General features: G+C 57.0%; 14 protein-coding genes and 5 tRNA genes. 14 read left to right on the plus strand and 5 right to left on the minus strand.

Annotated elements, in window-relative coordinates:
- Positions 1 to 62 precede the first annotated feature (62 nt).
- From gutM to srlA, 5 genes are all read right to left on the minus strand, one after another.
- Positions 63 to 422 (minus strand): transcriptional regulator GutM, encoded by a 360-nt coding sequence (gene gutM / locus ACJ69_RS22260; protein ID WP_029742070.1) that lies wholly within the window; start codon positions 420 to 422, stop codon positions 63 to 65.
- 67 nt (positions 423 to 489) lie between these two features.
- The gene (gene srlD / locus ACJ69_RS22265; protein ID WP_033146371.1) at positions 490 to 1,269 is read right to left on the minus strand and encodes a sorbitol-6-phosphate dehydrogenase; all 780 of its coding nucleotides are present in this window, start codon (positions 1,267 to 1,269) and stop codon (positions 490 to 492) included.
- A 14-nt stretch (positions 1,270 to 1,283) separates the two neighbouring features.
- The gene (gene srlB / locus ACJ69_RS22270; protein ID WP_054830400.1) at positions 1,284 to 1,646 is read right to left on the minus strand and encodes a PTS glucitol/sorbitol transporter subunit IIA; all 363 of its coding nucleotides are present in this window, start codon (positions 1,644 to 1,646) and stop codon (positions 1,284 to 1,286) included.
- A gap of 12 nt (positions 1,647 to 1,658) precedes the next feature.
- Positions 1,659 to 2,618 (minus strand): PTS glucitol/sorbitol transporter subunit IIB, encoded by a 960-nt coding sequence (srlE, locus tag ACJ69_RS22275; protein ID WP_059347764.1) that lies wholly within the window; start codon positions 2,616 to 2,618, stop codon positions 1,659 to 1,661.
- Complete coding sequence (gene srlA, locus ACJ69_RS22280; protein ID WP_023333189.1) at positions 2,615 to 3,178, minus strand: PTS glucitol/sorbitol transporter subunit IIC; 564 nt, start codon at positions 3,176 to 3,178, stop codon at positions 2,615 to 2,617. Before srlA ends, srlE begins: the two co-directional genes overlap by 4 nt.
- A 252-nt stretch (positions 3,179 to 3,430) precedes the next feature.
- On the opposite strand from srlA, the gene mltB reads away from it, so the two are divergent.
- The 14 genes from mltB (at position 3,431) to ACJ69_RS22350 (ending at position 13,604) form a co-directional block, all read left to right on the plus strand.
- The gene (gene mltB / locus ACJ69_RS22285) at positions 3,431 to 4,531 is read left to right on the plus strand and encodes a lytic murein transglycosylase B (protein ID WP_168980489.1); all 1,101 of its coding nucleotides are present in this window, start codon (positions 3,431 to 3,433) and stop codon (positions 4,529 to 4,531) included.
- A 269-nt stretch (positions 4,532 to 4,800) separates the two neighbouring features.
- Positions 4,801 to 5,454, plus strand: a complete 654-nt coding sequence (locus ACJ69_RS22290) for a metal ABC transporter ATP-binding protein (RefSeq protein WP_059347765.1) — start codon at positions 4,801 to 4,803, stop codon at positions 5,452 to 5,454.
- The gene (locus ACJ69_RS22295; protein WP_039263400.1) at positions 5,451 to 6,311 is read left to right on the plus strand and encodes a metal ABC transporter permease; all 861 of its coding nucleotides are present in this window, start codon (positions 5,451 to 5,453) and stop codon (positions 6,309 to 6,311) included. The genes ACJ69_RS22290 and ACJ69_RS22295 overlap by 4 nt, the downstream gene beginning before the upstream one ends.
- 14 nt (positions 6,312 to 6,325) lie before the next feature.
- A complete protein-coding gene (locus ACJ69_RS22300; protein WP_029742076.1) occupies positions 6,326 to 7,204 on the plus strand; it encodes a metal ABC transporter substrate-binding protein in 879 nt (292 codons plus the stop codon).
- Positions 7,205 to 7,333: 129 nt separating this feature from the next.
- Positions 7,334 to 7,831, plus strand: a complete 498-nt coding sequence (gene pncC, locus ACJ69_RS22305; RefSeq protein WP_023308944.1) for a nicotinamide-nucleotide amidase — start codon at positions 7,334 to 7,336, stop codon at positions 7,829 to 7,831.
- Positions 7,832 to 7,920: 89 nt separating this feature from the next.
- Complete coding sequence (gene recA, locus ACJ69_RS22310; protein ID WP_023308943.1) at positions 7,921 to 8,979, plus strand: recombinase RecA; 1,059 nt, start codon at positions 7,921 to 7,923, stop codon at positions 8,977 to 8,979.
- A 69-nt stretch (positions 8,980 to 9,048) separates the two neighbouring features.
- Positions 9,049 to 9,549 (plus strand): recombination regulator RecX, encoded by a 501-nt coding sequence (gene recX, locus ACJ69_RS22315; RefSeq protein ID WP_045404219.1) that lies wholly within the window; start codon positions 9,049 to 9,051, stop codon positions 9,547 to 9,549.
- A 131-nt stretch (positions 9,550 to 9,680) separates the two neighbouring features.
- Positions 9,681 to 12,308 carry an alanine--tRNA ligase gene (alaS, locus tag ACJ69_RS22320; protein WP_045888112.1) on the plus strand — a complete coding sequence of 876 codons (2,628 nt, stop codon included), beginning with the start codon at positions 9,681 to 9,683 and terminating at the stop codon, positions 12,306 to 12,308.
- 241 nt (positions 12,309 to 12,549) lie between these two features.
- On the plus strand, positions 12,550 to 12,735 hold the full coding sequence (gene csrA / locus ACJ69_RS22325) for a carbon storage regulator CsrA (RefSeq protein ID WP_000906486.1): 186 nt from the start codon (positions 12,550 to 12,552) through the stop codon (positions 12,733 to 12,735).
- Between the two features lie 342 nt (positions 12,736 to 13,077).
- Positions 13,078 to 13,170: transfer RNA gene (locus tag ACJ69_RS22330), tRNA-Ser, on the plus strand.
- A gap of 4 nt (positions 13,171 to 13,174) precedes the next feature.
- Positions 13,175 to 13,251: transfer RNA gene (locus ACJ69_RS22335), tRNA-Arg, on the plus strand.
- 64 nt (positions 13,252 to 13,315) lie between these two features.
- Positions 13,316 to 13,392: transfer RNA gene (locus tag ACJ69_RS22340), tRNA-Arg, on the plus strand.
- 29 nt (positions 13,393 to 13,421) lie between these two features.
- Positions 13,422 to 13,498 (plus strand) — tRNA-Arg (locus tag ACJ69_RS22345).
- A 29-nt stretch (positions 13,499 to 13,527) separates the two neighbouring features.
- Positions 13,528 to 13,604: transfer RNA gene (locus tag ACJ69_RS22350), tRNA-Arg, on the plus strand.
- Positions 13,605 to 13,665 lie beyond the last annotated feature (61 nt).

Genomic DNA, 13,665 nt, shown 5'->3' on the forward strand with positions numbered 1-13,665 from the left:
GGCGCTTCGTTCCTTAGGTTGCGAAATGATAATTTCGCAAGTCTATAGCTTTCACAACGAAATTATCCATGTTTCAGATTAAGCGCTAATGATAGTGCATTCTGACAGAGTGGATCATGGGGAAAGATCACATCGGGCCGTAATTCCTGCAGCAAAATGCCGTCGATTGCCTGGATTTTCGCCGGGCGGGCGAAGACGGTTATACCGCGCATGACGAGGGAATCGCAGACGCGGTTGTTTTCATCCAGCGCAATCGCCACCACTACGCGCGGCTTAAATCGGCCGCCGGACCGCCCGACGCCCACGCGGCCTTTCTGGCACAGGGCATCAAACGCCCGGTTAAACTGGTGGATCTGCCAGCCGCCAAACGCCATCTGGCAAATCCAGGCGAGGGCGGCGACGGTGATGAGTGCGGTGACCATATCGGCTCCTTGTTTTGTTCCCTCTCCCGGTGGGAGAGGGCTGGGGTGAGGGCATCAGGCCGCTCGATCAGAACATCACCTGCCCGCCGGTCACGTTAATCGACTGCCCGGTGCAGTACGAGGCTTTCGGGCTGGCGTAAAACAGCAGCATGTTCAGCACGTCCTGATAATCGCACCCGCGCTTCAGCGGCACTTTATCGATGTAGTACTGCTCCACTTCCTCGGCCTTGATGCCGAGCTTGGTGGCGTACTGCGGCAGCAGGGACTGGAACATCGGTGATTTCAGCAGGTTGCCCAGCATCAGCGAATGCACGGTAATGCCGTACTCGGCCAGATCCAGCGCCAGAGACTGCGTTAGCCCCACGCCGCCAAACTTCGCCGCGCTGTAGCCGGAGTTGTGCTTGCTGCCCACTTTCCCTGATTTGGAGTTGATCTGAATGATGCGCCCCTGAACGCCGTCGCGGATCATCAGACGGGAAAACTCGCGGGCGCAGAGGAAATAGCCCACCAGATTCACCTGCAGCGAGCGGTCAAAATCCCCCAGTTCGAAATCGCTGATAAAGGCCGCTTTCGCAATCCCCGCGCTGTAGACCAGCAGGTCGGTACGCCCAAAAATCTCGTCCACGCCGCGGGCCAGCGCCATCACGCTCTGCTCGCTGGTGGCGTCGGCACCAAACCCGTACGCCATCCCTTCACCAAACTCGGTGTTAATGGTGTCCGCCACGCGGGCGGCTTTTTCACTCTGAATGTCCACTACCGCCACGCGGTAACCCTCTGCGGCAAGCCCACGGCAGAGGAACTCGCCTAAGGTTTGTCCTCCACCAATGACAACGGCAACCTGACTCATGTGTTTCTCCTTAATTACGCAACAAATTTTAACGTGCAGCCTGGGGTGACAGCCTGCGGAACCGGGCCCGCTACGTGAACCGTGCCGGGATATTCGGCCTGCGGCTGGCCATCGAAACGCAGGGTGATGTGCCCCAGCTCGCGCAGGTTTTGCTCGGCCACGTCGCCCACGGCGGTGACGGCATAGCGCGCCTCGCCCAGCTCCAGCAGGCTTCCTGCCTTCAGCTCGCCCTTCAGCTCGCCGTGGCAGTGGATAAAACAAAACTCTTCGATATCCGCCGGGGCGCCTTCGCGGAAGGTGATCAGCATCTGGTCGCTCAGTGCGTCGGCAGCGCTCTGGCCGATACGGGTAATGGTGGTCTGGTAAATGACGGTCATCGCAGGAACCTCTTATTGATAAATAAAGCCGGAGACAAACCAGGCAATCAGCACCGTCGGCGCGCCCGTCAGAAAGCGGCTCACCAGCACTGACGGCACGCCCACGCGCACGGTGTCCTGGCGCGCTTCCGCCAGCGACAGCCCAACGGGGATGAAGTCGCACGCCGCCTGGGCGTTAATGGCAAACAGGGCGGGCAGGGCGAGGTGTGGAGGGATGTTCCCCAGACCAATCTGCACGCCAATCAGCACGCCGATAACCTGGGCAATCACCGCGCCCGGGCCGAGGAACGGCGACAGCAGCGGGAAGGAGCAGATCAGCGCCAGCGTCACCAGCCCGAGCGGGTGGCTGGCGAGCGGGGCGAGGCCGTGGGCAATCCAGTCGCCCAGGCCGGACGCCATGATGATGCCGATCAGCGCCGAGACGAACGCCATAAACGGCAGGATGGTTTTCAGCACCGTGTCGATGGTGTCGCGCCCGGACTGGAACAGCACCGCCACGGCGGAACCCATGCCCATCCCGACCTTCGCCAGCAGGCCGTCGCTCTGCTCGGTGATTTTCTTGCTGGTGTCGTACTCGCGCGGGACCGCTTTTTGCGGCGCGGCAGTGCCATTCACCAGCGTGATGTTGTCCTCCTTCACGCCTGAGACGTAAATGTCCTCAAGGATGTACTGCGCCAGCGGGCCGGATTTTCCGGTGGAGTGAATATTCACCGTCGGAATGCGGCGCTTCGGATAGATACCGCAGCGCAGCGTGCCGCCGCAGTCGATCACCGCCACGCCGATTTCCGCTTCCGGCGGCTCGCCTTCCTTGAAGCCGTCGACCGCTTCCCAGCCGGTCAGCTCGCGCAGCCTGTCGACGATAGCCGGGCGCGTGCCTGCGGTGATGTAGACGATCTTTTTGCCTTCGGTGGCGTCGAACTCCAGCGGGCCGCCCCAGCCGCCCGTGCCTTTCTCAATGCGGATCCGGTTCATGCTGTGGCTCCTGAAAGATGGACTTTCTGTTCAAGCTGGATGCCCATTTTTTTCTCAAAAATGGCGGTGGTGAGGTCGGTCACCCAGCCGCGGAAGAAGTTGGTGACCAGGCCGACCAGCAGGTAGCTCACCGCCAGCGGGCCGAGCGGCAGGCCAAGTGTGGTGAGACCGCTGGCGATCCCGAGATAGACGAACAGCTCGCCGGGGTTAATGTGCGGGAACAGGCCGTTCATGGAATGGCAGCTGTAGGAGGCGGCGGCGTAGTAGCTCGGCTTGTACTTTTCCGGCATGAAGCGGCCGAGGCTTAAGGTCATCGGGTTGCAGAACACGAAGGTACCGATGAACGGCAGTACCAGGTAGCGGGACAGCGGATTCCCGGCACAGCGCTGGGCGAAGCGTTCAATGCGCTGCTGGCCGATAAAGTTAATCAGCGCGTTCATGATCACCAGCAGGCTGATCAGCAGGGGCAGGATCCCGGTCACCATGCCCGTGAACACTTCTCCGCCTTTCTGAAACAGCCCGATGAACCACTCGGCGCCGTGGGTGATGGTTTCTATCATTCTTCTCTCCTGTGGGGCTTTTTTGTTTTTGTCTGACTGGGCTAATAATAATCACTTTGAAAGGTTTTAAAGTGTTAGTTAGATCTCACAATGAAAGAAAAATGGATTATTTTGAAAGTTTATTGATGGGGTGAATGATTTTAGGTGGAAAAAAGCGCGGATTTGCGTGGGGGAGGTGCGTACCGCTTCCTTGAGGTGTTGCGGATGCTTTACCATACTGGGTTCTTATCGAACCCGTTAAATGGATGTCTCATGTTCAAGCGTCGTTATGCAGCGCTGTTGCCTGCGCTTATTCTGCTGTCTGCCTGTAGTAGCAAACCTAAGACCGAAGCCGTTCAGCAAACGGCGGGCGCGCCTTCCGGAGGATTCCTGCTGGAGCCGCAGCACAATATGATGCAGATGGGCGGCGACTTCGCGAATAACCCGGCGGCCGAGCAGTTCATCGATAAAATGGTGAGCAAACACGGCTTTGACAGACAGCAGCTGCACGAAATTTTGTCTCAGGCCAAGCGTCTGGACTACGTGCTGCGCCTGATGGACAGGCAGGCGCCGACGGCCCAGGTGCCGAGCGGGCCGAACGGCGCGTGGCTGCGCTACCGCAAACAGTTTATTACCCCGGACAACGTGCAAAACGGCGTGGTGTTCTGGAATCAGTATGAAGATGCGCTCAACCGCGCGTGGCAGGTGTACGGCGTACCGCCTGAAATCATCGTCGGGATTATCGGCGTGGAAACCCGCTGGGGCCGCGTGATGGGTAAAACCCGCATCCTGGATGCGCTGGCGACGCTCTCCTTTAACTACCCGCGCCGCGCGGAGTATTTCTCTTCCGAGCTGGAAACCTTCCTGCTGATGGCGCGCAGCGAGCAGGACGATCCGCTCGATCTGAAAGGGTCGTTTGCCGGCGCGATGGGCTACGGCCAGTTTATGCCGTCCTCCTATAAGCAATATGCCGTCGATTTTAACGGGGATGGTCATATCAACCTGTGGGATCCGGTGGATGCCATCGGCAGCGTGGCGAACTACTTCAAAGCGCACGGCTGGGTGCCGGGCGGCCAGGTTGCCGTTCAGGCAAACGGCGAGGCGTTTGGTCTGGAAAACGGCTTCAAAACCAAATACAGCGTCGCACAGCTGACGGCGGCAGGCTTAACGCCAACCCAGCCGCTGGGCAATGTCGATCAGGTGAGTCTGCTGCGTCTGGATGTCGGTACGGGCTATCAGTACTGGTACGGCATGCCGAACTTCTACACCATCACCCGCTATAACCACAGCACCCACTATGCGATGGCGGTGTGGCAGCTGGGGCTGGCGGTATCGCAGGCGCGCGTGCCGGCGGCGTCTCCATTTAGTCAGTAAGTCATCTTATTCCCCCTCTCCCCGTGGGAGAGGGCTAGGGTGAGGGCACCCGCGCGCACCTATTTCCTGCAGAAACATTTCGCCACACTCCCTTTTCACACCCGCCATTTACATCTTAACCGCCTTTCATTATTGTTATGTTATAACATTTAATTTGGTGTCGACATGTCAACGTCCCTTTTTTCTCTGTCTGCTCTGGTTCGGCTTTTGCTGGCGCTGGTGCTGGTTGTCTTTATCGGGCTGGCCGTGCGCTGGGCGGTGGCATTGCCATGATTGTGATGAATGAACTGGTCGCGGGTTATGAACGCCAGCCGATTACGCGGCCCCTCTCGGGCACCATTGAACGCGGAAGCATGACCGCCATTATCGGCGCTAACGGCTGCGGGAAATCCACGCTGCTAAAAACGCTGGCGGGGTTTATTCCTCCCGTCAGCGGCGGCTTCCGCTGGCAGGGTAAGCGACCGGTAATCGGCTGGCTGGCACAGCGTCACGCGCTGGAGGCGCAGTTTCCGCTGGCCGTACAGGACGTGGTAAGCATGGGCTGCTGGCCGGGCATTTCGCTTTTTTCCGGGTTTCGTCGCGAAACGCGGCTGCGCATTGCCGGCGCGCTTGAGCGCGTCGGGCTTGAGTCCATGGCGTTATCCACCATTGATGAACTCTCCGGCGGTCAGTTTCAGCGCATGCTCTTTGCCCGCGTCCTGGTGCAGCAGGCGCCGCTGGTGATGCTGGATGAACCCTTTACCGGGGTCGATGAAGCCACCTGCAACGTGCTGATGGATTTGATGCTGGAGATGTATATGCAGGGGCAAACGCTGCTCGCGGTACTGCACGACAGCGAGCGCGTGTCGCGCCATTTCCCGCAAACCCTGCGGCTGGATGCTGACGTTCCCCAGTGGAAAACCGAGCGGGTGAGGGTGGCATGATCTGGCATCTCTTTTTTCAGCCGTTCATTGAGTACGGCTTTATGCGTCGCGCGCTGGTGGTTTGCCTGGCGCTCTCCGTCAGCACCACCGCGCTCGGCGTGTTTCTTCAGCTGCGTCGGATGAGCCTGATGGGCGACGCCCTTTCTCACGCCATTTTGCCGGGTGTCGCCGTGGGGTATTTGCTCAGCGGTATGTCGCTGCTGGCGATGAGTATTGGCGGTTTTATCGCGGGAATTACCGTGGCGCTTCTGGCCGGTCTGGTCAGTCGACGCACGCCGCTGAAAGAAGATGCGAGCTTTGCCGGGTTTTATCTTGGCTCGCTGGCGCTGGGGGTCACGCTGGTGTCGCTGCGCGGGTCGAATGTCGATCTGCTGCATCTGCTGTTTGGCTCCATCCTCGCCGTGGACAACGACGCCGCGCTGTTTGTTACGGGCGTGTGTATGTTCACCCTTATCACGCTGGCGCTGTTTTATCGCGGCCTGGTCACAGAAGCGTTTGATACCGCCTGGCTGCAGGTGAACGCCCGCTGGCTGCCTGGCCTGCTGCACGGACTGTTTCTGGCGCTGCTGGTGCTTAACCTGGTGGCCGGTTTTCAGGTGCTCGGTACGCTGATGGCCGTCGGGCTGATGATGCTTCCGGCCGTGGCGGCCCGCTGCTGGGTGCGCACGTTACCTGCCTTACTCCTGATGGCGGGTATCAGCGGTATTTTCTGCGCATGGCTGGGGTTGAGCCTCTCCTGGGCGATGAGCCTACCGGCCGGGCCATCCATCGTGCTCACCGCCAGCGCGCTGTTCTTTATTTCCATTTTACTGGGCACGCGAAGCAGGCTCGCTGGCAGCCTGCGGGCGTATTTTTAACGCAAGGGGAAACGATGAAACGTACAGGATTTGTAGTGGCGCTCGCGCTGGGGATGATGTCGCACGGCGTGATGGCGAAAACGCTGAATGTGGTCACCAGCTTTTCGATACTGGGGGATATCACGCAGGAGGTAGGCGGCGACCATGTGAACGTGACGACGCTGGTCGGGCCGGACGGCGATCCGCATACCTTCGAACCGTCGCCGAAAGACAGCGCGGCCCTGAGCAAGGCTGATGTGGTGGTGGTGAACGGCCTGGGGCTGGAGGGCTGGCTTGATCGTCTGGTAAAAGCCTCCGGGTTCAAAGGGCAACTGGTTGTCGCCTCAACAGGAGTGAAAACCCACACGCTTGAGGAAGATGGAAAGACTGTGACCGATCCCCATGCGTGGAACAGCGCGGCGAACGGGGCGCTCTATGCGCAAAACATTCTGAACGGGCTGGTAAAAGCCGATCCTGAGGACAAAGCCGCGCTGGAAGCCTCTGGCAAAACGTATATCGCGCAGCTCAGCCAGCTGGATAACTGGGCCAAAACGCGCTTTAGCCAGATCCCGCCGGCGAAGCGTAAAGTGCTGACCAGCCATGACGCGTTCGGCTATTTCAGCCGCGCCTACGGCGTGACGTTTATGGCGCCGCAGGGGCTGTCGTCTGAGAGCGAAGCCAGCGCGGCGCAGGTCGCCGAGATTATCAATCAGATCAAAGCCGACGGCGTGAAAACCTGGTTCATGGAGAATCAGCTCGATCCGCGTCTGGTGAAACAGATTGCGTCGGCGACGGGCGCGCAGCCCGGGGGTGAGCTTTACCCCGAAGCGCTGTCGGCAAAAGGTGGGGTGGCTGACACCTACGTTAAGGCGTTTCGTCACAATGTGCACACCCTCGCTGACAGCATGAAATAACCTTTCCACCGCCGGTGCGTCCGTACCGGCTTTTTTCTGAAGCCCCCTCGTAAAACCTGAAGTGCATCCCCACATCTCACGAGAAAGTGCTATCTTGTGCAGCACGTTTTTCTGATGCCTGGAGCGAGAATGACTGACCATGAATTGATGCAGCTTAGCGAGATCGTTGGCCTTGCGTTGAAGCAGCGTGGCGCGACAATCACCACTGCGGAATCCTGCACCGGCGGCTGGGTGGCGAAAGCGATTACCGATATTGCCGGCAGTTCCGCCTGGTTTGAACGCGGTTTTGTGACCTACAGTAACGAAGCTAAAGCACAGATGATTGGCGTGCGTGAATCAACGCTTGAACAGCATGGCGCGGTCAGCGAACCGGTGGTGATCGAGATGGCCATTGGTGCGCTCAAAGAGGCGCGCGCAGATTACGCGATTTCCATTAGCGGCATTGCGGGCCCGGACGGCGGCAGCGACGTGAAGCCTGTCGGCACCGTCTGGTTTGGGTTCGCCACCTCCAAAGGGGAAGGGATCACCCGCCGGGAGTGCTTCAGCGGCGATCGCGAAAGCGTGCGTCGTCAGGCAACCGTTTATGCGTTAAAAACGCTCTGGCAACAATTTCTACAAAACACTTGATACTGTATGACCATACAGTATAATTGCACCAACAGAACAGAAATCCACGGTGAAGCACAGTCGCTTCTCCCGGCATGACAGGAGTAATAATGGCTATCGACGAAAACAAACAGAAAGCGTTGGCGGCAGCACTGGGCCAGATCGAAAAGCAATTCGGTAAAGGCTCCATCATGCGCCTGGGTGAAGACCGTTCCATGGATGTGGAAACCATCTCCACCGGTTCGCTTTCTCTGGATATCGCGCTGGGCGCTGGCGGTCTGCCTATGGGCCGTATCGTAGAAATCTACGGGCCAGAGTCCTCCGGTAAAACCACCCTGACGCTGCAGGTGATTGCCGCGGCACAGCGCGAAGGTAAAACCTGTGCGTTTATCGATGCCGAGCACGCGCTGGACCCTGTTTATGCCCGCAAGCTGGGCGTGGATATCGACAACCTGCTGTGTTCTCAGCCGGACACCGGTGAGCAGGCGCTGGAAATTTGTGACGCGCTGGCACGTTCTGGTGCCGTTGACGTTATCGTGGTCGACTCCGTTGCCGCACTGACGCCAAAAGCCGAAATCGAAGGTGAAATCGGTGACTCTCATATGGGCCTCGCGGCACGTATGATGAGCCAGGCGATGCGTAAGCTGGCGGGTAACCTGAAGCAGTCCAACACGCTGCTGATCTTCATCAACCAGATCCGTATGAAAATTGGTGTGATGTTCGGTAACCCGGAAACCACTACCGGTGGTAACGCACTGAAATTCTATGCCTCTGTCCGTCTGGATATCCGCCGTATCGGCGCGGTGAAAGAGGGAGAGAACGTGGTCGGTAGCGAAACCCGCGTGAAGGTTGTGAAGAACAAAATCGCCGCGCCGTTCAAACAGGCTGAGTTCCAGATCCTCTACGGCGAAGGGATCAACTTCCTCGGCGAGCTGGTTGACCTGGGCGTGAAAGAGAAGCTGATTGAAAAAGCGGGCGCATGGTACAGCTACAACGGTGACAAGATTGGTCAGGGTAAAGCGAACGCGATCTCCTGGCTGAAAGAGAACCCGGCTGCGGCGAAAGAGATTGAGAAGAAGGTGCGTGAGCTTCTGCTGAACAACCAGGACTCCAAACCTGACTTCGTGGTGGATGCCGCGGATGCTGAAGAAACTAACGAAGACTTTTAATTCTTTCGTTTAAAAATGAAGGGCTGCTGATGCGGCCCTTTTTGCATTTCTGAATCAGCAGGTTTTTTTATGAGTGAACCGACAACACGTCGACCCGCGTATGCACGCTTACTGGACCGCGCGGTGCGCATCCTGGCCGTTCGTGACCACAGTGAACAGGAGCTGCGGCGAAAACTGTCGGCTCCGGTGATGAGTAAAAACGGGCCGGAAGAGATTGATGCCACGGCGGAAGATTATGACCGCGTGATTGCCTGGTGCTATGAGCATCATTATCTCGATGACGAGCGTTTCGCCTCGCGGTTTCTCGCCAGCCGCGGCCGCAAAGGATATGGGCCCGCACGCATCCGGCAGGAGCTGAACCAGAAAGGGGTGGCCCGGGAGTCCATCGAAAAAGCGATGCGCGAATGCGATACTGACTGGTGCGAGCTGGCCAGAGAGCAGGCGATACGTAAATACGGCGAACCGCTGCCGCGTGAATTTTCAGAAAAAGTCAAAATCCAGCGCTTTTTGCTCTACCGCGGCTTTCTGATGGAAGATATTCAGGATATCTGGCGTAATTTTGCCGATTGAACGCATGCGGGATTTTACTTCCCACCCAAGAAAACTTATCTTATTCCCACTTTTTCCAGTAGCTGGTCTGTCCAACGGTTTACCGATACAGGCTGGCTACGACATTTCGTTAGCTTGATTTCAGGATAATTATGAGCAAGAGCACCGCTGAGATCCGTCAGGCGTTTCTCGATTTTTTCCATAGTAAGGGACACCAGGTTGTTGCCAGCAGCTCCCTGGTACCGAACAACGATCCGACTCTGCTGTTTACTAACGCCGGGATGAACCAGTTCAAGGACGTGTTCCTTGGTCTCGACAAGCGTAATTATTCCCGCGCCACAACCTCACAGCGTTGCGTGCGTGCGGGCGGTAAACACAACGACCTGGAAAACGTCGGTTACACCGCGCGTCACCATACGTTCTTCGAAATGCTGGGTAACTTCAGCTTCGGCGACTACTTCAAACACGATGCTATTCAATATGCGTGGGAACTGCTGACCGGTGAAAACTGGTTCAACCTGCCGAAAGAGCGTCTGTGGGTTACCGTCTATGAAACCGATGACGAAGCCTACGAAATCTGGGAAAAAGAAGTCGGGATCCCGCGCGAGCGTATTATTCGCATCGGTGATAACAAAGGCGCGCCATACGCGTCTGACAACTTCTGGCAGATGGGTGATACCGGCCCTTGCGGTCCGTGCACCGAGATCTTCTACGATCACGGCGACCACATCTGGGGCGGCCCTCCAGGCAGCCCGGAAGAAGACGGCGATCGCTACATTGAGATCTGGAACATCGTCTTCATGCAGTTCAACCGTCAGGCCGACGGTACGATGGAGCCGCTGCCGAAGCCTTCCGTTGATACCGGTATGGGCCTGGAACGTATTGCTGCGGTTCTACAGCACGTTAACTCCAACTACGAAATTGATCTGTTCAGCACCCTGATCAAAGCCGTTGCGAACGTTACCGGCGCGACCGACCTGAACAACAAATCGCTGCGCGTTATCGCGGACCACATTCGTTCCTGTGCGTTCCTCATTGCCGACGGCGTTATCCCGTCGAATGAAAACCGTGGCTACGTGCTGCGTCGCATCATTCGTCGTGCCATCCGTCACGGCAACATGCTGGGCGCGAAGGACACCTTCTTCTATAAACTCGTTGGGCCACTGATTGGCGTGATGGGTGCTGCCGGTGATGAGCTGAAACGCCAGCAGGCGCAGGTAGAGCAGGTTCTGAAAACCGAAGAAGAGCAGTTTGCGCGTACGCTGGAGCGCGGTCTGGCGCTGCTGGACGAAGAGCTGGCGAAACTTAAGGGCGACACGCTGGATGGCGAAACCGCTTTCCGCCTGTACGACACCTACGGCTTCCCGGTTGACCTGACGGCGGACGTTTGCCGCGAGCGCAACATCAAAGTTGACGAAGCGGGCTTCGAAGCCGCGATGGAAGAGCAGCGTCGTCGTGCGCGTGAATCCAGCGGTTTCGGTGCAGACTACAACGCGATGATCCGCGTTGATAGCGCGTCAGAATTCAAAGGTTATGACGCGCTGGAACTGACCGGCAAAGTGACCGCTCTGTTTGTTGACGGTAAAGCCGTGGACAGCATCAGCGCGGGTCAGGATGCGGTTGTCATTCTGGACAAAACGCCGTTCTACGCGGAATCCGGCGGTCAGGTTGGCGATAAGGGCGAACTGAAAGGCAACGGTTTCAGCTTTAGCGTCAGCGACACCCAGAAATACGGTCAGGCGATTGGTCACCAGGGCAAACTGGTTTCCGGTTCTCTGAAAGTGGGCGAGGGCGTACAGGCTAACGTGGATGAAGCTCGCCGCGCGCGCATTCGTCTGAACCACTCTGCAACCCACCTGATGCACGCTGCCCTGCGCGACGTATTGGGTACCCACGTTGCACAGAAAGGTTCTCTGGTTAACGACAAAGTGCTGCGTTTCGACTTCTCGCATTTTGAAGCGATGAAACCGTCTGAAATCCGCGCGGTGGAAGATCTGGTGAACGCGCAGATCCGTCGTAACCTGCCAATCGAGACCCACATCATGGAGCTCGAGGACGCGAAGAAAAAAGGTGCGATGGCGCTGTTTGGTGAGAAATATGACGACCGCGTTCGCGTGCTGAGCATGGGTGACTTCTCTACCGAGCTGTGCGGCGGTACGCACGCATCGCGCACCGGTGACATCGGCCTGTTCCGCATTGTTTCCGAGTCAGGAACGGCGGCAGGTGTGCGTCGTATTGAAGCGGTGACCGGTGAAGGTGCGATTGCCAGCCTGCATGCGCAGAGCGATCAGCTGCACGACATCGCGCAGCTGCTGAAAGGCGATAGCCAGAACCTGGGCGAGAAAGTGCGCGTTGCGCTGGATCGCACGCGTCAGCTGGAAAAAGAGCTGCAGCAGCTGAAAGAGCAGGCTGCGGCGCAGGAGAGTGCAAACCTCTCCAGCAAGGCTGTAGACATTAAGGGCGTCAAACTGCTGGTCAGCGATCTGGCGGGCGTTGAGCCTAAGATGCTGCGTACTATGGTCGACGATCTCAAGAACCAGCTTGGTTCTACCGTTATCGTGCTGGCGACAGTGGCAGAAGGTAAGGTTTCTCTGATTGCGGGCGTCTCTAAGGATGTGACCGACCGCGTAAAAGCAGGGGAACTGATTGGTATGGTCGCTCAGCAGGTGGGCGGCAAGGGTGGCGGTCGTCCGGACATGGCGCAAGCCGGTGGTACGGATGCGGCGGCACTTCCGCAAGCTTTGGCCAGCGTTGAAAGCTGGGTAAGCGCGAAACTGTAATAACTACAAAGCACAAGCAGACGCCATAGCGGTAACGTTATGGCGTCTTGTTCACTGTGCTATCGATAACGATAAAGTCAGGTTGAGTTTGTGTATATCGGCTAAACTTACGTTTAACAGAATGTGATGCCGTGACTGCTTACACTTTACGTGTTTGTCATCGCTTACTTTTTGGCGTTATATGATGGATAATGCCGGGATACAAGAGACCCGACTCTTTTAATCTTTCAAGGAGCAAAGAATGCTGATTCTGACTCGTCGAGTTGGTGAGACCCTCATGATTGGGGATGAGGTCACCGTGACAGTTTTAGGGGTAAAGGGTAACCAGGTACGTATTGGTGTTAACGCTCCTAAAGAAGTATCTGTCCACCGTGAAGAGATCTACCAGCGTATCCAGGCTGAAAAATCCCAGCAGTCCAGTTACTGATATTGTCGCGTCTCGCTGTCGGGCGAGACGCAACCCTCCTGTCATTTTTCCTGCTCAACGTTACCGTTTAATTTCAAACGCTCTCTTTTTAACCACTTCGTTCCCCTTAACTCGCCCTTACGCCGCCATTTCTGCCGAGGTTTTCTGTGAAGATGCCTGCAAAATCCGCTTATAAAACACCCTCTTTGCGGCTTTTACATGCGAATTGCGTGTGATTTGTGCAAACGATAAAAGCTTTTGGAAAATTGTTTGACTTATAAGTCCCAGAAAGTAATATATGCGCCACGCAGCGACGAGAAGCTCTTAACGAGTAACTCAAAGCACTCGAAAGAGGCGTTGTGTGGTGAGGTGGCCGAGAGGCTGAAGGCGCTCCCCTGCTAAGGGAGTATGCGGTCAAAAGCTGCATCCGGGGTTCGAATCCCCGCCTCACCGCCATTTTGCATCCGTAGCTCAGCTGGATAGAGTACTCGGCTACGAACCGAGCGGTCGGAGGTTCGAATCCTCCCGGATGCACCATCTATTACTTCATATTGCTTTAGAAGTGATATGAATATCGAGCAGTACAGTAGTAAATCCCGATGCATCCGTAGCTCAGCTGGATAGAGTACTCGGCTACGAACCGAGCGGTCGGAGGTTCGAATCCTCCCGGATGCACCATTTACTATTTCTGAAAGCAGTACCCTGATGCATCCGTAGCTCAGCTGGATAGAGTACTCGGCTACGAACCGAGCGGTCGGAGGTTCGAATCCTCCCGGATGCACCATTTACTGTTTCTAAAAGCATTATCCCGATGCATCCGTAGCTCAGCTGGATAGAGTACTCGGCTACGAACCGAGCGGTCGGAGGTTCGAATCCTCCCGGATGCACCATATTCTCCTGGATAACAGCGATGCTGTTGTTTTAAGGTCTGCGAGTTAATCGCAAGCACCA

This window comes from Enterobacter asburiae (assembly GCF_001521715.1).
GTDB lineage: Bacteria > Pseudomonadota > Gammaproteobacteria > Enterobacterales > Enterobacteriaceae > Enterobacter > Enterobacter asburiae.